Annotated in this window: 22 protein-coding genes; 13 read left to right on the plus strand and 9 right to left on the minus strand. The window is 67.5% G+C overall.

Annotation, left to right across the window (positions count from 1 at the left end; all coding sequences use genetic code 11):
* Positions 1-185 precede the first annotated feature (185 nt).
* The 5 genes from RSPPHO_RS20505 to RSPPHO_RS07890 all read left to right on the plus strand — a co-directional run bounded on the left by RSPPHO_RS20505 (position 186) and on the right by RSPPHO_RS07890 (position 6,181).
* Complete coding sequence (locus RSPPHO_RS20505) at positions 186-998, plus strand: metallophosphoesterase family protein (RefSeq protein ID WP_197535633.1); 813 nt, start codon at positions 186-188, stop codon at positions 996-998.
* Positions 958-1,479 (plus strand): hypothetical protein, encoded by a 522-nt coding sequence (locus RSPPHO_RS20510; RefSeq protein WP_197535634.1) that lies wholly within the window; start codon positions 958-960, stop codon positions 1,477-1,479. The genes RSPPHO_RS20505 and RSPPHO_RS20510 overlap by 41 nt, the downstream gene beginning before the upstream one ends.
* 9 nt (positions 1,480-1,488) lie before the next feature.
* Positions 1,489-4,986, plus strand: a complete 3,498-nt coding sequence (locus RSPPHO_RS21490; RefSeq protein ID WP_041794749.1) for a YhaN family protein — start codon at positions 1,489-1,491, stop codon at positions 4,984-4,986.
* A gap of 107 nt (positions 4,987-5,093) precedes the next feature.
* A complete protein-coding gene (gene grxC, locus RSPPHO_RS07885; RefSeq protein WP_041794750.1) occupies positions 5,094-5,357 on the plus strand; it encodes a glutaredoxin 3 in 264 nt (87 codons plus the stop codon).
* Positions 5,354-6,181 (plus strand): carbon-nitrogen hydrolase family protein, encoded by an 828-nt coding sequence (locus RSPPHO_RS07890; protein WP_014414742.1) that lies wholly within the window; start codon positions 5,354-5,356, stop codon positions 6,179-6,181. Before grxC ends, RSPPHO_RS07890 begins: the two co-directional genes overlap by 4 nt.
* Before the next feature lie 475 nt (positions 6,182-6,656).
* On the opposite strand, the gene RSPPHO_RS21495 is transcribed toward RSPPHO_RS07890, so the two are convergent.
* From RSPPHO_RS21495 to RSPPHO_RS07910, 5 genes are all read right to left on the minus strand, one after another.
* Positions 6,657-6,785, minus strand: a complete 129-nt coding sequence (locus RSPPHO_RS21495) for a hypothetical protein (protein ID WP_277905321.1) — start codon at positions 6,783-6,785, stop codon at positions 6,657-6,659.
* A 20-nt stretch (positions 6,786-6,805) separates the two neighbouring features.
* A complete protein-coding gene (locus RSPPHO_RS07895; protein ID WP_041794751.1) occupies positions 6,806-7,948 on the minus strand; it encodes a phytoene/squalene synthase family protein in 1,143 nt (380 codons plus the stop codon).
* A complete protein-coding gene (locus tag RSPPHO_RS07900) occupies positions 7,929-9,470 on the minus strand; it encodes a phytoene desaturase (RefSeq protein WP_041794752.1) in 1,542 nt (513 codons plus the stop codon). Before RSPPHO_RS07900 ends, RSPPHO_RS07895 begins: the two co-directional genes overlap by 20 nt.
* Before the next feature lie 245 nt (positions 9,471-9,715).
* Positions 9,716-10,432, minus strand: a complete 717-nt coding sequence (locus RSPPHO_RS07905; protein ID WP_014414745.1) for a TspO/MBR family protein — start codon at positions 10,430-10,432, stop codon at positions 9,716-9,718.
* 156 nt (positions 10,433-10,588) lie between these two features.
* Positions 10,589-11,497 (minus strand): DUF3426 domain-containing protein, encoded by a 909-nt coding sequence (locus RSPPHO_RS07910; RefSeq protein WP_041794753.1) that lies wholly within the window; start codon positions 11,495-11,497, stop codon positions 10,589-10,591.
* 161 nt (positions 11,498-11,658) lie between these two features.
* Here RSPPHO_RS07910 and ftsE point away from each other — a divergent pair, with 161 nt between their 5' ends.
* From ftsE to RSPPHO_RS07950, 7 genes are all read left to right on the plus strand, one after another.
* Positions 11,659-12,426, plus strand: coding sequence for a cell division ATP-binding protein FtsE (ftsE, locus tag RSPPHO_RS07915; RefSeq protein ID WP_051014005.1), 768 nt, complete (start codon positions 11,659-11,661; stop codon positions 12,424-12,426).
* Positions 12,423-13,319, plus strand: a complete 897-nt coding sequence (locus RSPPHO_RS07920) for a cell division protein FtsX (protein WP_014414748.1) — start codon at positions 12,423-12,425, stop codon at positions 13,317-13,319. Before ftsE ends, RSPPHO_RS07920 begins: the two co-directional genes overlap by 4 nt.
* Positions 13,320-13,367: 48 nt before the next feature.
* Entirely contained in the window at positions 13,368-13,886 is a 519-nt protein-coding gene (locus RSPPHO_RS07925) for a YdcF family protein (protein WP_242390657.1), read from the plus strand.
* 102 nt (positions 13,887-13,988) lie between these two features.
* Entirely contained in the window at positions 13,989-14,723 is a 735-nt protein-coding gene (locus RSPPHO_RS07930; protein ID WP_014414751.1) for a lysophospholipid acyltransferase family protein, read from the plus strand.
* Positions 14,724-15,011: 288 nt separating this feature from the next.
* Complete coding sequence (bchI, locus tag RSPPHO_RS07935) at positions 15,012-15,995, plus strand: magnesium chelatase ATPase subunit I (protein WP_051014006.1); 984 nt, start codon at positions 15,012-15,014, stop codon at positions 15,993-15,995.
* The gene (locus tag RSPPHO_RS17720) at positions 15,992-17,428 is read left to right on the plus strand and encodes a glycosyltransferase family 9 protein (protein ID WP_051013756.1); all 1,437 of its coding nucleotides are present in this window, start codon (positions 15,992-15,994) and stop codon (positions 17,426-17,428) included. Before bchI ends, RSPPHO_RS17720 begins: the two co-directional genes overlap by 4 nt.
* A gap of 212 nt (positions 17,429-17,640) precedes the next feature.
* Entirely contained in the window at positions 17,641-19,161 is a 1,521-nt protein-coding gene (locus RSPPHO_RS07950) for a sensor domain-containing diguanylate cyclase (protein ID WP_081581845.1), read from the plus strand.
* 77 nt (positions 19,162-19,238) lie between these two features.
* On the opposite strand, the gene RSPPHO_RS07955 is transcribed toward RSPPHO_RS07950, so the two are convergent.
* Together RSPPHO_RS07955 and RSPPHO_RS07960 are read right to left on the minus strand one after the other, a co-directional pair.
* Positions 19,239-19,967, minus strand: a complete 729-nt coding sequence (locus RSPPHO_RS07955; protein ID WP_014414755.1) for an SDR family NAD(P)-dependent oxidoreductase — start codon at positions 19,965-19,967, stop codon at positions 19,239-19,241.
* Between the two features lie 92 nt (positions 19,968-20,059).
* Positions 20,060-20,941, minus strand: coding sequence for a universal stress protein (locus RSPPHO_RS07960; RefSeq protein WP_041794754.1), 882 nt, complete (start codon positions 20,939-20,941; stop codon positions 20,060-20,062).
* Between the two features lie 302 nt (positions 20,942-21,243).
* Here RSPPHO_RS07960 and RSPPHO_RS07965 point away from each other — a divergent pair, with 302 nt between their 5' ends.
* The gene (locus RSPPHO_RS07965; protein ID WP_014414757.1) at positions 21,244-22,068 is read left to right on the plus strand and encodes a methyltransferase domain-containing protein; all 825 of its coding nucleotides are present in this window, start codon (positions 21,244-21,246) and stop codon (positions 22,066-22,068) included.
* A gap of 157 nt (positions 22,069-22,225) precedes the next feature.
* Here RSPPHO_RS07965 and pufC read toward each other — a convergent pair whose 3' ends face one another.
* Together pufC and pufM are read right to left on the minus strand one after the other, a co-directional pair.
* Positions 22,226-23,278, minus strand: coding sequence for a photosynthetic reaction center cytochrome PufC (gene pufC, locus RSPPHO_RS07970; RefSeq protein ID WP_014414758.1), 1,053 nt, complete (start codon positions 23,276-23,278; stop codon positions 22,226-22,228).
* Positions 23,279-23,293: 15 nt separating this feature from the next.
* Positions 23,294-24,262 carry a photosynthetic reaction center subunit M gene (gene pufM, locus RSPPHO_RS07975; RefSeq protein WP_014414759.1) on the minus strand — a complete coding sequence of 323 codons (969 nt, stop codon included), beginning with the start codon at positions 24,260-24,262 and terminating at the stop codon, positions 23,294-23,296.
* Between the last annotated feature and the right edge of the window lie 6 nt (positions 24,263-24,268).

Genomic DNA, 24,268 nt, shown 5'->3' on the forward strand with positions numbered 1-24,268 from the left:
ACCTAAAAGGCTACTTCAACATATAAACTCTGACTGATTGCTCCTATCCCTCATTGCACACTCTATCTGTGGTAGATATCTTTTTGCGTGTACTTCCCACCACTCCCGCTCGGGCCGCCTTGAGCCCACAAGACGAGCCGGCTACAGTCACGTCCCCAACGAAGGACGCCCGGGGGAGGGACACCGTGTTTCGCTTCCTGCATACCGCCGACATTCACCTGGACAGCCCTTTGCGGGGCCTCAGCGGCCTGGACGGGACCTTGGCCGAGCGGGTGCGCGGCGCCACGCGCGAGACGTTCCGCGCCGTTGTCGATCTGGCGCTGGCCGAGAAGGTGGCCTTTGTCCTGGTGGCCGGAGACCTCTACGACGGCGACTGGCGCGACATGAACACCGGCTTGTTTTTCGTCGAACAGATGGGCCGGCTGGCGGCGGCCGGGATCCCGGCGCTGGTGGTTCATGGCAACCACGACGCCGAGGGCCGCCTGACCCACAAGCTGCCCCTTCCCCCGGGGTTGCATATTTTTCCCTCGCGCCGACCGACCAGCGTGACCCTGCCGCCCCCGGGCCCGGGCGAGCCGCCCGTGGTGGTGCATGGGCAGAGCTACCGCGAGCGAGCGGTGACCACCAATCTGGCCCTCGACTACCCGGCGCCAGTTCCCGGGGCGTTTAACATTGGCCTGCTGCACACGGGCTTGGGCGGACGCGGCGGGCACGAGAACTACGCCCCGTGCACCCTGGCCGACCTGCTGGGCCGCGGCTACAACTACTGGGCCCTTGGCCACGTCCATCAAGCCGAGGTCGTGCACCCCGATCCCCCCGTGGTGTTCCCCGGCATCCCCCACGGGGCGGCACATTCGGGAAACCGGCCCCAAGGGCGTGATGCTGGTCACGGTGGAAGACGGACACGCCCACCCCAAGCCGGTGGCGCTCGAGACGGTGCGCTGGGCCCGGGTGGGAGTGGATGTCGATGGCCTGACCTCCCGGGCCGAAGTCGGTGACCGTATGCGCGCCGCCCTGGAGCAGGCGCTGACCAACGAGGAGAGCGACCGCATGCTGGTTTGTCGCGTGGTGCTGGAGGGGACAACCCCCCTGCACGGCGCGCTCCAGGCCGACCCCCAGGCCCTCAGCCACGATGCGCGGGCCCATGCCCTGGGCCTGGGCGGCGGTCTGGCCTGGGTTGAAAAGGTGGAACTGGCCACCCAAAGCCCGCCCGCCCCAACGACCGGCGAAGGGGTGGACGAGGCGCGCGCCCTGCTGGCCGGGGCGGCCGACGACCCGGCCCTGGTGGCCAGCCTGCTCGAGAGCTTGGAAGAGATGCGCCGTCGCCAGCCGGCGGAGCTTGCCGCCGCCGATCCCGATGCGCCGTTGGTGACCGATGACCCTCTGCTGCGCGCCTTGATCGCCCGGGACACCCAAGCCCTGATCAGCGGATTGAGCGAGATTGTCCTGGCCCGCCTGGGAGACGGCGACAAAAGATAAGAGGTGGACATGCGACTAGGCCGTCTTGATCTGATCCGCTTTGGCGCCTTTACCGATCACGTCTTACAGTTTCCCGAGCCAATGCCGGGGGCGCCCGATCTTCATGTGGTGGTGGGGGCCAACGAGGCGGGAAAATCCACGACCTTGGCGGCGATCGAGGCCGTGCTGTTCGGTATCCCCCAGCAAAGCCCGCACAATTTCCGCCACGCCTACCCCGACATGCGAGTCGGCGGCCGGCTGGAGATGCCGGGGCAGCCGCCCTTCGAGTTGGTGCGGCGCAAGGGGCGTAAGGACACGGTGCTTGATCTGGCGGGCACCGCGCTGCCGGGCGGCGAGGCCAAGGTGGCGGCGTTGGTCGGCGACCTGAGCCTGGAGAGCGTCCAACGCATGGTCACGCTCACTGCCGAGCGCCTGCGCCAGGGCGGCGAGGAAATGCTGCTCAACGCCCGCGACGAGGTGGGACAAGCCCTATTTGCCGCCGGTAGCGGCATGGCCGGGCTGCATCAGATGTTCAAAACCCTGGAGGAAGAGGCCGACGCCCTCTGGGGGCCGCGCCGCGCCGCCCATCGCGCCCACACCCGCGCCGAGGAGGCCCTGCGCAGTGCCGAGGAGGCCATCCGGGCCCATACCCTGAGCGAACGCGACTGGCAGGCCGCCCGCAAGGCCCTGGACGCGGCCCAGGCGGCGCTGGCCACCCTGGAAACCCAAGCCAAGGACACCCAAACGGCCCTCGCCCGAGTGTCGCGCACACGGCGGGTGCTGCGCGACCTGCGGACGTGGCAGGCTCTAGAGGCCCAGCGCGCCACGTTACCCCAGGCGCCCCGCCTGCCGGCCGACGCCGGCGCCCGGCTGGATGCGGCCTTGCACGAGGCGGCCCTGGCGGCGCAAAGCCTGGAGACCCTGGCGGTACAGCGCGCGGCGCTCCAGGCCGAGCGCGACGCCCTAACCCCCGACGCGCGGCTGCTGGCCCGGGCCGACGATATCACCGCCCTGGCCGAGCGGCGGATCGCCCGGGCCGCGGACCGCGACCGGCTGCCGGCGCTCTTGCACGACATCGCCGTGGCCGAAGCAAGCGTGCGCCGTCTGAGCGAGGACCTGGGCCGCCCGCCCGAGGCGCCGCTGCCGGATCGGAGCGATCTCAAGCGGGCCCGGGCCCTGTTAAGCCGGCGGGGCCCCTTGGAGACCAGCCGGGCTAATGCGGCGACGGCGTGGGCCGAGGCGGACGAGCGGCTGGCGGCCCTGGCGCGGGATGAGGCGGCCCTTGGCCCCGACCACGACTCCACCGCGCTGGCCGCCGCGCTCGCCGCCGTGCGGGCAGAAGAAGAAGTGGGCGCGCTTAAGACGCTGGCGGCCGAGGCCCGGACCACGGCCAGCGCCTTGGCCCGACGCTTGGCCCCCTTGGATCCGGGTGGCGGCGTGGCAGCCCTGGCCGCGCTGCGGGTCCCGGCCCGCGACGAGGTGCTGGTCCATCGCGATGCCGTGCGCGCCCTAGAGGAACGCCGGCGCGATCTGGAGCGCGAGGGGCGCGACCTCTCGGCCGAGCGCGAGCGCCTGACGGGTGAGGCCCGCGCCTTGACCCAAACCGGCGGGGCGGTGGCCCCCGCCACCTTGGCCGAGGCCCGGGCCGAGCGCGACGCCTTGTGGCGACGTGTCAAGGCGCACTGGCGGGGAGATGGCAGCGCCAGCGCGGATCCCGAGTTGTTGGCCAAAGCCCTGGAGGTTGCCCAGGAAAACGCCGATGCCTTGGCCGACCGCCGCTTTGAACACGCCGAGGCCGCCGCCCGATTGGCCCGCCTGGAAGCCGACCAAGACCGCCTGGAGGCCCGAGCCCGCACCCATGCCGCCGAGGTCGCGGCCCTGGGCCAAGAGGCCGGGCGCCTGGAGGCCGATTGGCGTACCCTATGCCCGGAGGGCGCCCAGCCCCCCCGGGGACCGGAGGCCTTGCTCGACTGGCTGGCCGAGCGGGCCGCCGTGTTGGCCCTGGCCGAACAGGCCGACGCAGCGGCAGCCCGGCTGGCGGTGCACGAGGCCCACCTCCAGCGCCTGGGCGAAGGCCTGCTGACAGCGCTCTCGGCGGTGGCCGACGTGTCGGGCCTCGCCGGGCAGCCGGTGGCGATGATCCTAGAGGCGGCGCGCGCCACCTTGGAGACCCTGACCCGACGCCGCGATGACCGCCAGCGGCTGCGCCGGGCCCAGGACGAGGCCCGCCAAACCCTTGACCGGCTGGCCCAGACCCGTACCGAGGCGCAAACAGCCCTCGCCGACACCGAGCACACCTTGCGCCTCCTGGCCGAGCACCTGGGCCTTGACCCGAGCACGCCGGCCGAACGCTTGGAACACGACCTGGAAACCCTGGAACACCTGTTGGCCGCCGGCGAAACGCTCCGGCGCCAACGCGAAGAAGATTGGGCGCGGCTCGATGCCGAGGCCCAGGCCTTCGAGACGGCGGCCCAAGCTTTGGCGGCCGCCCTGGCCCCCGACCTGCCGCCGGCCGACGGGCAGGCCCTGGCCCTGGCCCTGGCCGGACGGCTGGCCCAGGCGCGCCGCGACACCGATCGCCGGCGCGACCTTGATGCCTCCTTGGCCCGTCTGACCGCCCAGCACGACCAAGCCGAGGCCAGCCGGGCCCACGCCCTGGCCGCCCTGGAGCCCTTATTCCAGCAAGCCGGCGTCGCGGTGGACAACGTGGCCATGCTGCAAGAAGCCATCGCCCGCTCGGACACGGCACGGGCGGTGGAAAGCGAGCGGGCGGCGGTCTTGGAGCGGCTGCGCGGCGATGGCGACGGCCTGCCCCTGGAGACCTTGCAGGCCGAGGCCGCCGACGCCGATCCTGATACCCTGGCCGCCGAGGAAGAGCGGCTGCGCCAAGCCTTCGACGACCTTGACACGGCCCTGACCACGGCCCGCGAGCAGCACCGCGATGCGGCCAGGGCGTTCGCCTCTCTGGGGGGGGATGACGGCGCGGCGCGGGCGGCCAGCGATCGCGCGGCAGCTCTGGAAACGCTGGCCCAGGTCACCGGGGCCTATCTCCGGGCCCGGGGCGCGACGATCTTGCTGCGCTGGGGGCTGGAGCGCTTCCGGCGCGAGCGCCAAGGGCCGTTGCTGCGCCGAGCCGGGGCCTTGTTCGCGATCCTCACCGAGGGCTCGTTCACCAGCTTGGAGGTGGAGTTCGACGACCAGGACCGGGCCAGCCTGCACGGCCAACGCCCGGACGGCAGCCGGGTAGGCCTGGAAGGCCTGAGCGCCGGAACGGTGGATCAGCTCTATCTGGCGCTCCGGCTCGCCTCGTTGGAACTGGCGCGGGCCCATGGGCCGGGCCTGCCGTTCATTGCCGATGACCTGTTCTTGACCTTCGACGACCGCCGGGCGGCGGCCGGCTTCCGGGTGCTGGCCGAGGTTGCTCGCTCCACCCAGGTCTTGTTCTTCACCCACCATACTCACTTGATCGAGGTGGCGACCCAGGCGCTGGGCGTTGCGCCGTCGCTTCAGGTGCTGGGCGAGAGATAAGGGAAGGCTGGGGAGGCGGGCCTCCCCAGACCCCTCGATCCCTGGCGGCCCGCCCGGGTCCGTCGTATATGAGGGAGAGGCACACGCCAACCGATCGGGAGATCGCCATGGTTCGGGTTGAGATCTATACGACGCCGCCTTGTCCCTATTGCCAGCGCGCCAAGAGCCTGTTGCGCCAGAAGGGAGTTGCCTTCGAGGAGATCGACGTCCAGGACTCCTCCAAGCGCGAGGCGATGGCCCTGCGCGCCCAGGGGCGGCGCACCGTTCCCCAAATTTTCATCAATGGTCGGGGAATCGGCGGCTGTGACGACCTGCACGCCCTGGAGGCCAAGGGCGCGCTCGATGCCTTGCTGCAAGGGACCGGGGCATGAGCGCAGCGTTAACCGTGGCAGCGGTCCAGGTCACGGCGGGGCGCGAGATCGCCCCCAACCTGGACAAGGTGAGCACCCTGGTCCGCACGGCCCGCGCCCGGGGCGCCGACATGGTGTTCTTGCCGGAAAACGTGGCGATGATGGACGCCGGTCCCGGCGCCCGGGCCAAGGCCCAGCCCGAGGAGACCCATGTCGGGGTGCAGACCCTCCAGGCCCTGGCGCGTGAGTTGGGGATTTGGCTGCATGGCGGCACCTTGGCGGTGGCGCTGGACGATGGCCGGCTGGCCAACCGGACCTATGTTCTGGACCCCACGGGGGCGATCCGGGCGCGCTACGATAAAATTCATATGTTCGATGTGGACTTGCCGGGCGGCGAGCGCCACCGCGAAAGCGCTACCTATCGCCCCGGATCCACAGCGGTCGTGGTAGACACCCCCTGGGTCCGGCTGGGCCTGACGATTTGCTACGATCTGCGTTTTGCCGCGCTGTTTCGCTGCCTCGCGCAAGCGGGGGCCGGGGTGATTGCCGTGCCAGCCGCCTTTACCCGGACCACGGGGCAGGCGCATTGGCATGTTCTGCTGCGGGCGCGGGCCATTGAAACCGGCTGTTTTATTGTGGCCCCGGCCCAGACCGGCGATCACGAGGACGGCCGCAAGACCTTTGGTCACGCCTTGATTGTCACGCCTTGGGGCGAGGTGCTGGCCGATGCCGGGACCGAGGAGGGGATCATCGTCGCCGGCCTGGATCTGGAGCGGGTTGACGCCGTGCGAGGGATGATTCCGGCCTTGCGGCATGACCGGGCGTTTTCTTTGTCGGCGCCGTAAAAGGGAAGGCTGGGGAGGCGGGCCTCCCCAGACCCTCCAGTGAAACGCCCCGGGCGCCGTCGAGGGCGTGCTCTCCAACGTGCCGACCAGCGGCAGGGCGAGCGGGCTGGCCGTCGTGGGGGTATCGGTGAGATAGCCGGCAAACGCCGGGGTCAGGGCCGTGGCCGCCAGCAGGCTTGCCGTCAGACCGGCCACGGGGGGCACTCGTCCCAAGGACCAGGGCCGGGACCGGGAGGGATGGTGCGGGGTCGCACGCGCGCTAACGGGGCCACAGAACATAGGCGATACAAGGCTCCCTAAGGCACAGCCTCCCCCAGCGGGGCCTGGGGGTGGCTCGTCGCAAACGCGGCTGATTATAGGGAGAGCCTCTGAAAAGGCCACGATTTCCCGCGAGGCAGGGAGGGGTCTGGGGAGGCCCGCCTCCCCAGCCTTGTTTTTCTGAGAACGGTTGGGGAAGCGCCCCTCCCCAACGTCCTCATTCCTTGGGCGATGCGTCGCGCCGTTGCCGTTCCCGACGCCCCGACCACGCCTGCCAGACAAAAAAGCCGAGGCCGCCTCCAAGCACCAGGAGCAACTCGGCCAAGGCCAGGGCATCACCCGACATGGAGGGGCTCCTTTCGTCGCTCAGGCGTAAAAGTGCTCGGCCTGTTGGCGGCGGTCCATTTCGATGAACAGGTCAAGGGTCCAGGCCACCCGCACCCCCATCCGCCACCACGGGGTGGCCGAAGGCAGAGGCAGGGCCTCGGTCGCCGACACGCCCTCGAACAGACGGCGTTCCTCGGGGAGAGGAGCAGCCACCACCGCCTCGACCAGGAACGCGGTTTCGTCAAGCGCCGGCGCCGGATCCACTCGCCGGGGCAAAAGCGCCGCCGATGCCGCCCGGGCCGCCAACACGGCCTTCTTGCGGGCACTGACATAGGCCCGCCGCGACACCGAATCGTAGCCCGCGCGCCGCACCTCGGCGCCAATGGCGCGATAGAGCACCGCCGCCGACTGAATGGCCGGGCGGCAGCCCCAGGGCAGGCCGACAATGCCGGTCAAGGCACGGTCGTACAGGGCATCCGCCTCGTCGAGCAAGCGCTTGACCACGCCCGCCAGGGCCGGGGTCAACTGCGGATCGGCCAGCCACGCGTCGGGATCAATCCCGGCCTCGCGCATCCAGGCCCGCGGCAGGAACAAGCGGCCGGCGCGGGCATCCTCGCCGACATCGCGGCAGATGTTGGTCAACTGCATGGCCACGCCAAGATCGCAGGCGCGGGCCAGCACCTGGGCATCGCGCACGCCCATCAGCAAGGTCATCATGGCCCCGACCACCGCCGCCACCCGCGCGGCATAGGCGCGCAGGTCGGAAATGGTCTCGTACTGCCGGCTCTCGGCGTCCCAGGCCATGCCTTCCAGCAAGGCCTCGGGCAGAGCCCGGGGCATGTGGTGGGTGCGCACCATTTCGGCGAACGCCCGGTCCACGGGATCGGCCCAGGGCTGGCCGGCATAGATGCGGTCAAGGCGCTCATAGAGGCGCTTGCAGCCCAGGGCCTTGGCGGCGGCGCCTTCCTCGTTGTCCACGGCATCGTCAGCCATGCGGCAGAAGGCATACAGGGCGTAGCAGGGGTCTCGCCGATCCTGGGGCAGGAACAGCGAGGCCGCGTGAAAGGTCAGCGAGCCACAGCGAATGAGTTGGCGGCACGCATGGGCATCCTCCGCCGAGGCCGACAGGGGAGCGCTTTCGGAAAGGTCAGCCGGGGCCGGCTCAGGCGTAGACATCAGCATCGGGCACCACCTTGTCCAGAATGCGGGCAGAGGAAAGCACGCCGGGCAGGCCAGCCCCAGGATGGGTGCCGGCGCCCACCAAATACAGGCCCTCCACATCCTGGCTGCGGTTGTGCGGCCGGAACCAGGCGCTTTGGGTGAACAGGGGCTCGGGACCGAAGGCGGCCCCGTCCCAGGACTGTAGGGCATCGCGGAAGTAGGCCGGGGTGATCATGCGCGACGTGGTCATGTGCTGGCGCAGACCCGGCAGCACGGTAGCTTCCAGGGCATCGGCAATGCGGTCGCGATAGGCCTCGGCCGCCTGGGGCCAGGGGGTGTCCCCCTTCATGTTGGGGACCGGCGAGAGGATGTAGAAAGTGTCGCCGCCCGGCGGCGCCAGACAGCAGTCGGTCACCGTCGGGCGGTGGACATACAAGCTGAAGTCGTCGGCCAGGGTCCGCTTGTGGAAAATGTCGTCGAGCAAGCCCTTGTAGCGCGGGCCCATCAAGATGGTGTGATGGCCGATATCGCGCCACAGACCCCGGGTGTTGCGCGTGCCGACGTACCAGACGAACAGGCTCATCGACTGGCGCGCCTCGTCCAGGCGGTTGTTCATGTAGCTGCGCGGGTAGCCCGAGGGCAGCAGCTTGTGGTAGGTGCCCGCCGAGTCGGCGTTGGACACCACGATGGCCGCCGGAATGACCTCGCCCGAGCTCAGGCGCACGCCCGTCGCCCGCGTGCCCTCCAAGGTCAGAGCCTCGACCTCGGCGTTGCAGCGCACCGAGCCCCCCTGGCCGGTGATCAGGTCGGCCAAGCCCTGGGCCAAGCGACCGGTGCCGCCCATGGCCCAGTGCACGCCCCAATGCCGCTCCAGATAGGCGATCAGGCTGTAAATCGAGGTGACCTGGAAGGGGTTGCCGCCCACGAACAGGGGGTGGAAGGACAGCGCCATGCGCAGGGCATCATTCTTCACGTGCTTGGCGACGTGGCTATACACCGAGCGGTCGGCGCGCAGCCGGACAAAGTCGGGCACCACCTTCAGCATGTCGGTGAAGGCATCGAAGGGCCGGCTCGAGAGTCCCTGGAAGCCGACTTTGAAGATCTCTTCGCTTTCCTTCAAAAATCGCTCATAGCCCTCCACGTCGCCGGGCGACAGGCGGGCCACCTCGGCGCGCATCTGGTCGGCATCACCATTGCAGGTGAAGGTCGTGCCATCATCGAAGCGCACGGTGTAAAACGGATTGAGCGGGACCAGGGTCACGTCATCGGCCAAGGTGCGACCGCAGAGCTGCCACAGTTCCTCGAACAAATAGGGGGCCGTCACAATGGTGGGGCCGGCGTCGAAGGTATGGCCGTCTTGGTGGAACACCCGGGCGCGGCCGCCGATGTCCGGCTGCTTTTCCAAAACAGTGACGCGATACCCGCGCGCGCCCAAGCGCACGGCTGCCGCCAAGCCGCCGAACCCGCTGCCGATCACCACGGCGTGCGGGCGCTTGTCGTTGGCCGCGGAGGCTCCCGGCGCGGAAGATTGTGACGACTTCATGGCTGGGGACTGTACCATTGGAAAAGTAACTCCGGCAACAGGAGGATCCTACCCGTGCGCGCACGCCCTCGCCGGCCCGCACGTCGTTGGTGGAAGGAACCACAAAAAGGAGGGGCTTCCAAAGGAAAAAAGAATTCTTCTGTGCGGGATCTTGCGCTTAAACCAAGCAAGATAAAGGGGTTTACCCCTAGAAAGGGAATGGCGACTCCCAGGAGGAATCGCCATCCGCCGGATCACCCGGTGTCTTAGTTGACCACAATCATGCCCAAATTGAGCAGGGAGGCAAACACCGTCCAGATGGCGACCGGGATCATCAGATACCCGGCGGTCTTGTCGACCGCGAGGAACGCCCGCGCCGCCAACGCGGCCACCGCGACAAAAATGAAGGACTCGACCAGGGCCAGCCCCATGGACTGGAAGCCGAAGAACAGAACGGACCACAACACATTGAGGCCGAGCTGGATGCCCCACAGGGTGAACGGCGCCTTGGCGGCCGGCCAACCCAGCGCCCGCCACACCCGCCACGCGGCCACGCCCATCAGGATGAACATGACGGACCACGCCGGTCCGAAAGCGGCGTTGGGCGGGGTGAAGAACGGATGGTTCAGGTCATTATACCACGTATCGACGGACGCGCGGGTGACCACCGAGCCCAGGAAGGCCACCAAGAAGATCACCGCCGCAATGGCGATGCCCACGCGCTTGGGATCGCCCGGCGTGCCCACCCAGGCGACATAACGCGCAACGGCGGCGTCCAGGGCCGGTTTCACGCTGGTCTGATAGAAAGGCACCTCGCCCTTGGTGATCAGGGGCTTGAGCTGTGCGTCGTAAAACGGCTTGGCCTTGGCCAGGGCCGGCTTCACCTTCTGCTCATAAAACGGCTTGGCCCCTTCCAAGACGGGCTTCACGCTCGTCTCGTAAAAGGGCTTGAGGCGGGCGAGACCCGCTTCGAGCTGCGACATGATGTTTCCCTCCAGCCTGTGTGTCGCACTGCGACACCACGGACTGCCACTCTAGTGGATCTGCCGACATCCCGGAATAGTTTTGCCTCGCGACAGCCTTCCAGCCGCCCTAATTCGGCCCCGATTCGCCCATCTCCTCGGGGGATGGGCGGCGGATCAGGGCGGTGTGTCGAACAAAATGCGAAAATCCCGGGCCAACTGCGAGGGGTTCTCCATAGCGATCTGGAAGGGCACCTGCACACCGGGCGCCAACACCGGCTGCGGCGCGGGCGCGCTGACCTTCTGCAAGACCTTGCCGCCGGCGTCCATGACCACGAGTTGCAGGCCCGGCAAGGGGTGCTCGCCCTTGGAGGGGTTAAACAGCAAGCCGCGCACCACCAGAACCCGCCGTTCGCCCTGGGCCTCCAGGGTGCTCACGACGTTTTGGAAGATCACCTCGTCGCGCCCGCTCTCCACCTCGATGCGCAAGGCGCTGTAAACGGGGGCCAGGGCCGGGACCAAGCTTACCAAGGTATTGCGCAGGAAGAAGCCGGCCAGGGCCATCCCCCAGATCAGGACCAGGAGGAACACCAAGGTTTTGAGCAAGGAAGAGGCGCCGCCCTTTTTGGTGGGGCGCGGGCCGGTGAAGACGCGGGGGATGGGGTCGGGATCCTCGGCCGAGAGCAAAGCATCGAGGTCCTCGATGTCGTCGTCATCGCGTCGGCCGAAGTCGTTGCGTTGGCCCTTGTCCTCGAAGGTGCTGCTGGGCGACAGCTTGCCCAGCATGTCCTCCAGGGTGGACAGCTCCTGTTCAAAGGCCGACGCCTTGTCGCGCGACGAAGGCGCCCCCTCGGGATCGCGTTCGAAGGGCAGATCGCCGGCGGCTCCTGATTCGGGTCGTCGGCGCGGCGGCGGGGCCGAGGCCGGCTCCTCGTCGTCGTCGTCGGGCTCGTAAGGCGACGCCCCTTGGGCGGTTTGACGCCAGACATGCTCGCAGCGGGAACAGCGGACCTTGCGGCCCTTGGATCCCAGGGCCGTGTCTGGCAATTTGAACTTCGCGGCGCAGCTCGGGCAGGTGATGATCATGAGTTCTCTAATCCGCCACAGGGCTCTGATCCGGTTATACGGTTGCGCGCGTTGTCGTGACAAGCAAGGATGAGTGTGCTGTAAAAAGGTTAAACACTGGTGTGACGGTTGCGCGTCTGTGTCCAGGCTTGCAAGGGCGCGCGCGAGGGGAGGAGAGGACCATTACCCAGCGGCTTCGTACCCGGCGCGAGGAGGCCCCGGCAGCCCGATTCGAGGCGGTGGGCCTGCGCTATGGCACCGGGCCGGAAATCTTCACCGATATTAATTTCGAGCTGCCGGCCGGGTCTTTTCATTTTCTGACTGGGGCCTCGGGGGCGGGCAAGTCCTCGCTGTTGAGCCTGCTCTATCTCGCCCAGCGCCCGACCCGGGGCACCATTCGCCTGTTTGGCCGCGAGGTCACCACGGTGCCGCGCCAGCAACTCCCCATCGTTCGTCGGCGCATCGGCGTGGTGTTTCAGGATTTTCGCCTGATCGATCACCTCTCAACCCTCGACAACGTCGCCTTGCCGCTGCGCGTCGCTGGGATCTCCGAAGACGAGATCCAGCGCCACGTGCCCGAGCTTCTGGCTTGGGTGGGCCTGCGCGACCACATGCACGCCTTGCCCGAAACCTTGTCGGGCGGACAGAAGCAGCGTGTTGCCATCGCCCGCGCGGTGATCAGCCGCCCCGACCTGCTGCTGGCCGACGAGCCCACCGGCAACGTGGATGATCGCATTGCCATGCGCTTGCTGCATCTGTTTATCGAGTTGAACAAGCTGGGGACCACGGTGTTGATCGCCACCCACAGCGAGGCTCTGATCGACCGCTTCCGCTTTCCCCGCCTGCACCTGGAGGGAGGGCGCATGCACCGCGTCACCCCCGTGCGCGATGCGGCTCGGGTCGGTTTTCCCGAGCGCGGGGGGCGTGATGGCCAGGAGAGCACGCCGTGAGATTGCCCCGCGCCGATCTGCCCGTCGCCGAGGACGGCACCGGGCACTTTCTCACCGTCATGGTGGCTGTCATGGTCTTTCTGGCGGCGCTGGCCATGGCCGGGACCTTTTCCGTGCACCGGGTGGTCGATCGCTGGAACCATGACGTCTCGGGGACCCTCACCGTCCAGGTCATGCCCGCCGAGGGCGCCTTGGAGGAAAGCAAGGCCCGCACCGATGCCGACGTGGCCAAGGTCATCGATGTGCTGCGGGTCGAGCCCGGGGTGATCCGGGCCGAAGCCCTGTCGGAGGAGCGTCTGAAGGCCCTGATGGAGCCCTGGCTGGGCTCGCCCGACATGGTTATGGACCTGCCCTTGCCCCGCCTGATCGACGTGACCTTGAACGACCGCCTGCCCGTCGATCTCGACGGCTTGGCCAACCGGCTAAAGCAGATGGTCCCCGGGGTGACCCTGGACGATCATCGCTTGTGGCTAGCCAAGCTGGTTGATCTGGCCGAGGGCTTGGCTACCTTGGCGTGGGTGGTCCTCGGGCTTGTGACCGGTGCGACCTCGGTCGCCGTGGTCCAGGTCACCCGCTCTAGTCTCGCCACCCATCGGCCGGTTATTGAAGTTTTGCACCTGATCGGGGCGCACGACGACTATATCGCCAAGCAATTTGCCCTGCGGGCCCTGGTGCTCGGGTTGATGGGCGGCATGGTCGGGCTTATGCTGGCCCTTCCGGCCATCGTCGGCATCGGCTATCTCGCGCGCAATATCGAAGGCGGCTTCGTTCCCGAGGTCAGCTTGTCGGCGCTGCATTGGTTGTGTGTCGCCGCGTTGCCGGGGATGGCCGGTGGGGTGGCGATGTTGACCACGCGACTGACCGTGCTGCGCGCGTTATCGCGCATGTTGTGATCTTTGAAGGCAAGGCGCGTGAGCGGGATGGGCAGGCTCGTGACCCGGATGGGACTTGGACTCCTGAAGGGGGCGGTGGTGGCGTTTCTGGCTTGGGGGGTGGGGCTGGCTCTCTTTGCGGCCGCCTTGCCCACGCGCATCCTCGACAACCAGACCGTCACCGACGCCATCGTTGTGCTGACCGGCGGGTCGGGGCGGGTGCCGGCTGGGCTTGACCTGCTGTCGGCCGGCATGGGGCGCACCTTGTTTCTGTCGGGCGTGGGCGCCGATGTGACCTTGAACGATCTGGATGCCACCAGCGCCATCACCGTGCCCGGCCCCTTGCGTGAGCGGGTGGTTCTCGGCCACGCCGCCGTCGATACCATCGGCAACGCCCACGAAACCGCCCGCTGGATGGCGGCGTGCGGCTATCGCTCCTTGCGCTTGGTCACGGCGGCTTACCACATGCCGCGCAGCCTTGTGGAGTTCCGCGCCGTCATGCCCGAGGTTCTGGTTATCCCCAACCCGGTCTTTCCGGGGCGGTCAAGCAACGGGAGTGGTGGAAGTGGCGTGGGACGGCGTTGCTGATCGCCGAGGAATACTCCAAATTCCTGGTCGCCTGGGTCCGGGGGCGCCTGCACACCGGTTTCGCTCCCGCCCTGTCCCTGTCGCTGGGAGGAGATACGCCCCATGAGGCTCGTGCGTTCGCTTGTCTTTAATATCTTCTACGTTCTTTGGACGGTGGTTGTGGGCCTCGTCGGCCTGCCTGTGCTCGTTTATAGTAACAAGACCGGCCACCGCCTGTTGGTCCAGCGGGTGGCCCGGGTGTGGGTGCGGGGGTTCCTGGGCGCCGCGCGCTGGCTTTTGAACCTGACCTTTGAGGTCAGCGGCCTGGAGAACATCCCCGAGGGGCCGGTGATCTTTGCCTCCAAGCACCAGAGCGCCTTCGAGACTTTCTTGTTTCATCACCTGTTCGACGATCCGGCCTATGTCCTTAAAAAGGAGTTGGTCGATATTCCCTTGCTGGGCTGGTACTTCCAGGGCACGGGCATGATTTCGGTCGATCGCGAGGCCGGCGCGTCGGCGCTGAAGTCGATGGTGCGTGATGCCCGGGCCGCTTTGGATCGGGGCTCGAAGCTTGTCATTTTCCCCGAGGGCACCCGGGTTCCCGTGGACAGCGACCGCCCCTATCAGCCGGGGATCATCGCCCTTTATACCCAAACCGGCGCCCCGGTCGTGCCCATCGCCCTGAATTCCGGCGTGTTCTGGCCGCGCAACAGCTTCATGAAGCGTCCGGGGGTCATCAGCATCGAGTTCCTGCCCCCGATCGCGCCGGGCGGCCAGCGCAAGGCCTTTCTCGATGACCTGCGCGGCCGTATCGAAGCCCGCACCAAGGAATTGGTGGCGACGGCCAAGGTCGCTTGAGGGCAGGCGGTGGAAACGGGAAGGCTGGGGAGGCGGGGCTCCCCAGACCCCTCCGTTCCTTAGCCCCCCCGCGCCGCTTGTCTGGAACCTTGCGAAGCCCTGTTGCCTCGTGGCGGGGGGGGCGGGCATACTCCCGGCTCTTTTTCCCGGGATAATTTAGGTCGAGGCGCCACAATGCTCATGGACAAGGACAGCACACCGTCGGCCGAGGGCTCCGCAAAGGCCGGAGCCGCACGACGCAAGCGCGGTGCCGTCTTTCCGTTTTCCGCCATCGTCGGTCAGGAGGAGATGACCCTGGCCCTGTTGATCGCCGCCGTGGATCCCGCCATCGGCGGTGTCATGGTGTTTGGCGATCGCGGCACCGGCAAATCGACCGCCGTGCGCGGTCTGGCCCAGTTGCTGCCGCCCATGCCCGTCGTCAAGGGCTGTCCCTACGGCTGCGATCCGGCGGGCGATCTCACCCGCTGCCCCGCCGGTTGCTCCAGCCACAAGGCCGAGGGCACCTTGGAGGTGGACGCCGTGCCCGTGCCCGTCGTGGATCTGCCGCTTGGCGCCACCGAGGACCGCGTCGTTGGGGCCCTTGATCTCGAGCGCGCCCTCACGCGTGGCGAAAAGGCCTTCGAGCCCGGCCTGCTGGCCAGCGCCAACCGCGGCTTCCTTTATATCGACGAAGTGAACCTGCTCGAAGACCATCTGGTGGACCTGCTGCTTGACGTGGCCGCCTCGGGCGAAAACGTGGTCGAGCGCGAGGGCCTGTCCATCCGCCACCCGGCCCGCTTCGTGCTCATCGGCTCGGGCAACCCGGAAGAGGGCGAACTGCGGCCCCAGCTCCTTGACCGCTTTGGTCTCTCGGTTGAGGTGCGCACGCCGACCGATCTCAAGGTTCGCGTCGAGGTCGTGCGCCGTCGCGACACCTTCGAGCGCGATCCCGCCGCCTACGTCGCCCAGTGGGCCGAGGCCGATGCCGCCGTGCGTGAGCGCCTGCTGGCCGCCAAGGCCCGCCTGCCCCACGTCGAGGTGCCCGATGCCCTGCTGGAGCAGGCCGCTCGCCTGTGCATGGCGCTTGGCACCGATGGCCTGCGCGGCGAATTGACCCTGATGCGCGCCGCCCGCGCGGTTGCCGCCTTGGAGGGGGACACCGTCTTGACCCTCGATCACCTGCGCCGGGTGGCACCGCCGGCCCTGCGCCATCGTCTGCGCCGCGACCCGCTTGACGAATCCGGCTCCACCACCCGCGTTCTGCGCGCCATGGAGGAAGTGCTGGGGTCATGAGCACCGACGCCGACGACGATTCCCTGGCCGGCGCCGCTCTCTCGCCCTGGGACGAGGCCCTGATCGCGGCGGCGGTGTTCGCCGTCGATCCCCAGGGCGTCGGCGGCATCCGTGTGCGGGCGCTGCCCGGCCCGGTGCGCGAGCGCTGGCAGGCCTATGTCAGCGGCCTGCTGCCCACGCCGCCGCGCCGCGTGCCCATTGGCATCACCGACGACCGCCTGCTGGGCGGTCTCGACCTGCCGGCCACCTTGCAGACCGGCCGCCCCGTGGCCCGCATCGGCCTGTTGGCCGAAAGCGATGGCGGCGTGTTGCTGCTGGCCATGGCCGAGCGTGTGGAACCGGGCGTGGCCGCCCGGCTGTCCGCGACCCTCGACACCGGCGAAGTGGTGGCCGAGCGCGAGGGCCTGACCCTGCGGGCCCCAGCCCGGCTTGGGGTCATCGCCTTTGACGAAAGCGGCGGCGATGACGACGAGCGCATGGACGAAGGCTTGCTTGATCGCCTGGGCTTGCATCTCGACCTCAGCGCCCTCGGGCATCGCGACGCCGAGGAGACCGAGGCCGATGGCGAGGCCATTGTGGCGGCGCGGGCCTTGTTGCCCCAGGTCGGCGTGCCCGAGGACGCCATCGAGGCCCTGGTGACCACCGCCGTGGCTCTTGGCGTTTATTCGCTGCGGCCGCCCTTGCAGGCCCTCAAGGTCGCGCGCTGCGCCGCCGCCCTGGACGGCCGCACCGAGGTGGACAAGGAAGACGTGGTGCGCTCGGGCTGGTATTTCCGCCTGATGCGTCGGCGCGACGGCGGCCCCTTGTGGTCGGGGATTGCCCCAGGCTGCGCTTTGCCCCATACCAACCCGGCGCGTGACGCTTTGCACACCCTGGAGCGTCAGGCCGAGCAACTGGCCGAGGCCGGGGTGCCCGAGGCGCAGCCCCCGGCCTTGCCCGATCTCTCGTGGTGTCGCACGCCCGTTCCCGCCGCCCTCGCCGCGCCGCCCACCGCCCGTTTGGCCTTGCTGGTCCCGGGCGCCGCGCCGCACCGGCCCGCCAAGCGTTGGCCCGCTGCCCGATACGCGGCCCTGGCCGTGGCCCTGGCTCGCGACGGCCTGCTGCCCGTGGTGCTGGGGACGTCTGCCGAGGCCAAGGCGGCCCGCGTCATCCTCGACGCCTGCCCCGAGGCCCGGGATCTGACCGGCCAGACTTCGCTGCTCGACCTCGCCGCTTTGGGGCGCCAAGCTGCCCTGGCTGTAGGGAATGATACCGGCCCCATGCACCTGCTGGCCGCCACCGGGTGCCCGGCCCTGGTCTTGTTTTCGGCGGCTTCCGATCCGACCTTGTGTGCGCCCCGGGGGCCCCGGGTCCGGGTGTTCCGGGCCGAGACCCTGGAAACTGTCGCATTTGAGCCGATTTATGTCGAAGCTCTTGACGCCCTGGTTTCTTGAGGACACTCCATAGGGGAGGACGCCCTTTGCATCGCACCGCCCTTGACGCGTGATCCGTTTGTGCCTCCCCTGGTCCCGCCTTGTCCGCAGGAGACGCTGTCATTCCTTCCGCTCCCCTTTCCCCCCTTCGACGCCGCGCCCCCGCCCTGTTCCTGGGAGCGGTTCCCTTTGTTGTGGGTGGCCTCGTCGGGCTGGGAGCTTGGGCTTTGGATATGGCCCGCCCCCAGGCTCTGGGAGCGACGGCGGGCTTGCTGGTTTTGGGCCTTGGCTTTGGCTGGACGGCCCGCCGCCTGCCGCGCCTGGGAGCCAAACGCAAAAAACGAGCCGAGGAGGCCACGCCGTTTCGGACCCTGGCCGATAACGCACAAATTGGCCTCTTGGTGGTCACGCCGGCTTTCACCCCGCTCTACGCCAACCGCCGTTTGCGGACAATTTTGGGGCTCTCTCCCGAGACGTCCCTGGAGGACTTGCCGCTCCTGACCAGCGTCTTGCCTCCCAACGATCAGATCGAGCTTTTGGCTCTTTTGGACCAGATCCAATCGGGCCTCCAACCGACCGGGACCCTGACCGTGGAACTCATTCGGGGAGATCTGAGCACGGGGTGGTTTTTGACCATGGTCCGCTCCGACCAGTGGGAGGACCAGGAGGTTTTGGTGTTCTCGCTCCACGACATGACCGAACAGGTTTTGCGCGAGCGAGAAATGGAATTCAATCGGTCTAACCTGGAGGCCCAGGCCGCCGACATGATCGCTCTGGCCGAGGCCACCCACCATGAACGCGAGCGCGCCGAGGAAGCCCAACGCGAGGCCGAGCGCGGCCGACGTTTCCTCCATGCCCTGATCGCCACCATCCCAAGCCCGCTCTATTACAAAGACCCCAAGGGGGTGGTTCTTGGCTGCAATAAGGCGTTCGCCCGCCTCTATGGCGCCGACAGCGAAGCCGAGGTGATCGGAAGGACGGTCCACGACCTCGCCCCAGCCGAGTTTGCCCAGCGGACCACCGAGTTGGACCGGGCCTTGTTCCTCGGGGGCGGCTCGGTGCAGTACGAGCGCACCTTCACCCTGCCAGACGGCGAGGAGCGGGTTCTGATCTACAACAAAGCCGTGTTTACCGACGACGCGGGGGCATCCGCCGGGGTGGTCGGCATCATTACCGACATTTCGGAGCAGAAGCACCTGGAAGAGCAGTTGCGCCATCTGGCAACGCGCGACTCCCTCACCGGGGCTCTCAATCGCCGCGCCTTCCTCGACGAAGCCCGCCGCCACATCAGCCGCGCCCTGCGCCACGGCGAGCCCCTCTCGGTGATCCTGGCCGATATCGACCACTTCAAACGCATCAACGATACCCACGGCCACGCGGTCGGCGATCTGGCGTTGCGGATGTTCGTTGATACAGTTCAGGGTCGTTTGCGCGAAAGCGATATCCTGGGGCGCATGGGCGGTGAGGAGTTCGCCATTGTCCTGCCCTGCACCCCCTTACCCGACGCCCTCCTTCTGGCCGAGGTCTTGCGCCAGACCCTGGCTGCCGTCGTCGTGCCAAGCCCGCGCGGGGATCTGTCCTTCACGGTCAGCCAGGGAGTGGCCGGCCTCGTCACCCATGGCCGTCTGATCGACAGCGTGCTGCACGCCGCCGACGAGGCTCTGTACGTCGCCAAAGCCTGGGGCCGCAACCGCGTCGTCGCCGCCGCCTCGCCGGATAGCGTCTGCGAAAGGACACTGGCGCCGGAGGGGTGACGGGGGGCTCTCCACTTCGGCAACCGCSSGGCGTGCCGAAGCGAAGAGCCCCCGTCACCCCTTCGGCGCTTGCATCGTTACAGCAAGTGCTGGCCGCCGGTGACGAAGATTTCGGTTCCGGTGACGTAGGAAAATTCTTCGGTACAGAGGCGATAGACGCAAGAGGCGACGTCTTCTGTGCTGCCCATGCGGTCGAGGGGGATGCGGGGGATCAGGGCTTCGTATTCGGCGGAGACCATTTCTGTTTTGATTTCGCCGGGGGCGACGGCGTTCACGCGGATGCCCAGCTGGGCGAATTCGACGGCCATTTCGCGGGTCAGGCCCGACAAGGCGGCCTTGGAGGTGGAATAAGCCGAGCCGGCGAAGGGGTGCACATAATGGCCGGCGATGGAGGTGATGTTGACCACCGCCCCCTTGCTGCGCGACAGCGGCCCGGCGAAGGCCCGCGATAGGCGCAGGGGGGCGAAAAAGTTCAGCTCGAACACCGATCGCCAGCGGTCGATGGCGCCGTTGAGCACGCCCAGGCGCTCTTTAAACGAGGTCTTGGGCGAGACACCGGCGTTGTTGACCAAGGCATGGAGAGGGGCCCCATCCAGATGCTCCAACACCTCCTTGGCAAAGGCGTCGATGGCGTTGGGGTCAGCGAGATCAACGGGAAAATGGGCGGACCAGTTGCGGTCCATCTTGCACTCGGGGGGCACCTCGGCGCGGGCACAGGTAATCACCCGCCAGCCCTCGCGGAGAAAACGAACGGCGGTGGCGTGGCCGATGCCTCGGCTGGCGCCGGTAATGATGACAGTGTTCATGGAGGAGTGTCCTCTTGGCGCGGGGGAGGGACGACCTCGTTGGGGTCAGGAGGGAAACACCATGCCGTCCCGTCCCCCCTGGGGCCAAGGGGTCAGTGCGACATCAGGACGGGCAGGGTGGCCCGCTCCAGGACATGGCGTGTCACCCCCCCCAAAATCAACTGCCGCAGACGACTATGGGTGTAGGCGCCCATGACCAGGAGGTCGGCCTCGGCGTCGGCGCAGGCGTCGAGCAAGGCTTCGCCGGTGCGCCCCCCGGAGGCGGCTTCCAGGAAGCGGGTGGTGGCGTCCACGCCGTGCCAAGCCAAATGCCGCTCCAACTCGGCGGCGCGGATGGGGGCGTTGTCCTGGCCATCGCCATCTGCGGCAATCAGCAAGGTCACCGCGTCGGCCCGGACCAGGAAGGGCATGGCGCCCAGGACGGCCCGCGCCGCCTCGGCGCTGCCGTTCCAGGCAATCGCCACGCGCTGGCCCACGCTGCTTGGCGGCTGGGGCGGAGCAACGATCACCGGTCGGCCGCTCTCGAGAAGGGCGGCGTTGAGGGTGAGCAGCGAGGGCGGGGCCCCGCGCGGTCCCGGCTGCCCCAAAACCAGCAAGTCGGCCACCCGGCCGCGCAGGGCAACCTGTTCCGGTTCCGGGCCCTGGGCTTCGTGCCACGCCGCGTTGAGAGTGCAATCGCCGGGAGGGGTCACGTCCAGGGGGATCTTGTGGGCCTGACACACCCCCAGGAACATGGCCCGGGCCCGGTCAGCGCGCTCGCGGGCATCCTTTTCGGCCGCCTCGACCATCTCCTCGATCAAGGCGCCGGCCATCGCTTCGCCCACGTAGGGCACGGCCGAGGCCGCATCAATCAGCACATGGAAGCCTTCAACGTGGCAGCCCATGGTCCGGGCGATCAGCAAGGCGGTCGCCAAAGGCGCCTGCCCCGTCTGGTCGTCGCTGATGACGGACAGAAGGGTGCGAATGCCGGACATGGATACTCTCCTCCAAGGTTCCTCCAAGGCCCTAGTATGCGCCTGGAAAACCTTGGCGAAAAGAGCCGTTCCTTGAACTTCTGGTTCGTTTCCAAAACGCCCTGACGGGGGCAAGCGACGACGGAACACCGCTGCCGCAGGGGGAGGGGAACGCGGGGCTGCCGCCCCGGCCCCGCCTGGAGGCTGACGCCTCCAGACCTCCGCTTTCTTTTATTAATTGGCTCTCCCTTCCCCCTCCTTTTGAAAAGCATGCTTTTCAAAAGGAGGGGGAAGGGAGAGCCATGAACAGTATATCAGGGGATATGAGCACCATCGTCTCCGTCTTCGATCGTAACCTTGTCCGCCGCCATCGTGACCGCGCCGCAGCGGGCTTTGGGGCGCACGATTTTCTTGTGCATGAAACGGCGGCCCGTCTCGTCGAGCGCCTGGAGGATATCACACGCGCCTTCCCCTTGGCGCTGGATCTCGGGTGCCATGGCGGCGAGATCGCCCGGATCCTCGCCGAGCACCCCAAGATTGGCACCTTATTTCAGTGCGACCTGTCGCCGGGCTTGGCCGGCCGCGCTGCCTCCCACGCCCCCGGTCGGACCTTCGTTGCCGATGAGGAGTGGCTGCCCCTGGCCGAGCAGTGCCTGGACTTGGTCTTGTCCAACCTCAGTTTGCACTGGGTCAACGATCTCCCCGGGACCTTGGTGCAACTGCGCCGGGCCTTACGCCCTGGGGGGCTACTTCTGGGCTCTCTCCTGGGCGGCGAAACGCTCAAGGAGCTTCGCTCCTGTTTATCGGAAGCCGAATTGCTGGTCGAGGGGGGCCTTTCGCCCCGCTTCAGCCCCTTGGCCGGGGTCCGTGACATCGGGGACTTGCTAGCCCGGGTCGGCTTTCACACCCTCACCGTCGATATCGACACCCTGGTCGTCCATTATGCCGACCCCTGGCGCCTGCTGCGCGACCTACGGGGCATGGGGGAGAGCAACGCGGTCGCCGTTCGCCGTCGCACCTTCCTACGCCGCGCGACCCTGGCCACCGCCCTGGCCCTCTACCAGCAAAACCATGCCGGCGCCGATGGTCGGGTGCCCGCGACGTTTCAGGTCATTACCCTGACAGCCTGGGCGCCGGATCCGGTGTAATCCCCGGCGGGAACAAAACACTACGCAAAAGGCTGGGGAGGCTCGTCTCCCCCTCCCCTCCAAGCACCTTGATCGCCGCCACGCCCCCAACAAAAAACGGCGCGGATTTCTCCGCGCCGTCTCATGATCCGACCCGAGGGCCGATCCAAAAGAAAGCTTACTTCGCCGCCTTCAGGACCGGGTAGGTTTCCAGGAGGCTCACGCCGCCCAGAGGCTTGTTCTGGCCATTGTGGCAGGTGGCGCAGTTGGCCTTCGGCGCGTCGCCGGTGGGGCCCTTCAGCTGCGACCCATCCAGACGCTTCTCCGGCATGGCGTCCTTCAGCGGGGCCAAGTACTCGTTGTTGACGGCGCGGATCATGTTCAGACCGTGCCAGGCAATAACGCGCTGCGGCGTGCTGAGGGACCAGTCGGCGGTGGACTGGGTGTTGTGGCAGTGGGTGCAGTTGACGCCCAGCGCCTTGGAGATGTGGATCATCAGCGAATAGCTGCCTTCAGTGGCCTGGAGGCTCGGGCCTTCGCCGACGGTGCCCTTCTTGGGCAGGCTGGTCAGACCCTCGACGCGGATGGAGTTCGCGTTGAGGAGGTAGGGGGTGAACACGTCGCGCTGCATGGCGGTCAGGCCGATGGAGGGCTTGTTCTGACCGGCGTCGTTGCCCAGACCGACCTTGGTGTTGGCCGGCTCGGTCCAGAAGTAGTTGGCCGGGATCGGCTTACCGCGGTGGCAGGTGTAGCAGTTCACGCCGGAGGGCTGAACGTGCTGCGACCAGTTGGCATTGATGTACTGGGTCATCTGGATCATGCGACGCGACACGACCTTCGTGTACACGTTGTCCTTGTCCAGACCGTCGTTGGAGTGGCAGTACAAGCAGCCTTCCTTCGGCGTCACCCAGGCGGTCATCTGCTCCATCAGACGGTTGAACTCTTCAACCTTCAGATGGCCCAGAACCGGAACGTTGACATACATGTCCTTGGCCAGAGCCTTGCCCGTCTCGACGGTGGGCAGGACTTCGGGCGCCGCGAAGGTGGCCGGAACCGGCGCGTCCTTCTTGGAGATGGTCTGCATGCCGGTGCCACGGAAGCCGGCCTGCACGGAGACGGTGTTGTCCGCCGCCCAGAACAGGACGGTGTGCAGGAGACCAACGCCGAGAATGATCCACACGGCGTAGGACACCAGGAGAGGGGTCGGGCCCTTCTGCTTAAAGATACTCATCGTGGAGCTCCTTCGTCACTGGGCCAGCGCGGGGTCGGTAACCACCGGGTCGGCAATGGCCGGGTAGGTCGGCACCAAGCCATGGTCAATACCCCAGAGGTACCAGTTCTCCACGACCGTACCGGTCAGCAGCATGCCGATGGCACCGGTCAGCGGCGTCAAGACGGCGAACCACCAGGCCCAGCGGTGGATCGACTCCATGGTCGCATTGAAGCCCATGGTCCAGCGCCAGAACAGGGCGGCGCGCTCGGCGGCCGTACCACGGTCGGTGATCTGCTCCACCTCGCGGTCACCACCCAGGTGGCTCACGGCCAGAATGGTGGCGCCGTGCATCGCGAACAGGACGGCGGAGCCGTACAGGAACGCGATCGACAGCATGTGGAACGGATTGTAGTACAGGTTGCCGTAGCGCAGCGAGAAGGCCGCGGTCCAGTCCAGGTGAGCGAACAGGCCAAACGGAACCGCCTCACCCCAGTTGCCCAGCAGCAGCGGACGAATGAAGCCCAGGGTCAGGTACAAGAACAGCGCGGAAGCGAAGGCCCAGGCCATGTGAGTGCCAAGACCCAGAGCGCGAGCGCGGTTGTAGACATGCCACCACCACACGAGCAGGGACATGGTCAGGAAGAAGCCAGTGATCTGCCACCAGCCGCCCGCGTTCATCGGCGCCAGACCCAGACCCAGTTCGGGCGCGGGGGSCTCCAGGGCAAGCCACGGAAGCAGACGGATGAACTCGATCGGGTTCCAGTCCACCGAAGCCAGGAAGTTGGCGCCGATGATCAGGAAAGCGAACGCAAACAAGACGGCGGACACGGTACCGGCCACGCCCAAGTGGATCGGTCCAAACTGGGCGTCACCAATCTTGCCCAGCAGCCAAACAAAAATCGGCTTGCCTTCGCGGCCCAGTTCCCCCTTGGGGAGCTCAACACCATGGTGCGGCTCAGTGCGAACCTGCACGGTGTTAAAAATGTTCTGGTAATCGGCCATTGTCGT

This window comes from Pararhodospirillum photometricum DSM 122 (assembly GCF_000284415.1).
GTDB lineage: Bacteria > Pseudomonadota > Alphaproteobacteria > Rhodospirillales > Rhodospirillaceae > Pararhodospirillum > Pararhodospirillum photometricum.

What these genes read in the sequence shown, in the direction of transcription:
- RSPPHO_RS21490 (WP_041794749.1), top strand. Translation starts at nt 1,489, where the DNA reads ATGCGACTAGGCCGTCTTGATCTGATCCGCTTTGGCGCCTTTACCGAT.
- grxC (WP_041794750.1), top strand. Translation starts at nt 5,094, where the DNA reads ATGGTTCGGGTTGAGATCTATACGACGCCGCCTTGTCCCTATTGCCAG.
- RSPPHO_RS07890 (WP_014414742.1), top strand. Translation starts at nt 5,354, where the DNA reads ATGAGCGCAGCGTTAACCGTGGCAGCGGTCCAGGTCACGGCGGGGCGC.
- RSPPHO_RS21495 (WP_277905321.1), bottom strand. Translation starts at nt 6,785, where the DNA reads ATGTCGGGTGATGCCCTGGCCTTGGCCGAGTTGCTCCTGGTGCTTGGA.
- RSPPHO_RS07895 (WP_041794751.1), bottom strand. Translation starts at nt 7,948, where the DNA reads ATGCTGATGTCTACGCCTGAGCCGGCCCCGGCTGACCTTTCCGAAAGC.
- RSPPHO_RS07900 (WP_041794752.1), bottom strand. Translation starts at nt 9,470, where the DNA reads ATGAAGTCGTCACAATCTTCCGCGCCGGGAGCCTCCGCGGCCAACGAC.
- RSPPHO_RS07905 (WP_014414745.1), bottom strand. Translation starts at nt 10,432, where the DNA reads ATGTCGCAGCTCGAAGCGGGTCTCGCCCGCCTCAAGCCCTTTTACGAG.
- RSPPHO_RS07910 (WP_041794753.1), bottom strand. Translation starts at nt 11,497, where the DNA reads ATGATCATCACCTGCCCGAGCTGCGCCGCGAAGTTCAAATTGCCAGAC.
- RSPPHO_RS07925 (WP_242390657.1), top strand. Translation starts at nt 13,368, where the DNA reads ATGGGACTTGGACTCCTGAAGGGGGCGGTGGTGGCGTTTCTGGCTTGG.
- RSPPHO_RS07930 (WP_014414751.1), top strand. Translation starts at nt 13,989, where the DNA reads ATGAGGCTCGTGCGTTCGCTTGTCTTTAATATCTTCTACGTTCTTTGG.
- bchI (WP_051014006.1), top strand. Translation starts at nt 15,012, where the DNA reads ATGACCCTGGCCCTGTTGATCGCCGCCGTGGATCCCGCCATCGGCGGT.
- RSPPHO_RS17720 (WP_051013756.1), top strand. Translation starts at nt 15,992, where the DNA reads ATGAGCACCGACGCCGACGACGATTCCCTGGCCGGCGCCGCTCTCTCG.
- RSPPHO_RS07950 (WP_081581845.1), top strand. Translation starts at nt 17,641, where the DNA reads ATGGCCCGCCCCCAGGCTCTGGGAGCGACGGCGGGCTTGCTGGTTTTG.
- RSPPHO_RS07955 (WP_014414755.1), bottom strand. Translation starts at nt 19,967, where the DNA reads ATGAACACTGTCATCATTACCGGCGCCAGCCGAGGCATCGGCCACGCC.
- RSPPHO_RS07960 (WP_041794754.1), bottom strand. Translation starts at nt 20,941, where the DNA reads ATGTCCGGCATTCGCACCCTTCTGTCCGTCATCAGCGACGACCAGACG.
- RSPPHO_RS07965 (WP_014414757.1), top strand. Translation starts at nt 21,244, where the DNA reads ATGAGCACCATCGTCTCCGTCTTCGATCGTAACCTTGTCCGCCGCCAT.
- pufC (WP_014414758.1), bottom strand. Translation starts at nt 23,278, where the DNA reads ATGAGTATCTTTAAGCAGAAGGGCCCGACCCCTCTCCTGGTGTCCTAC.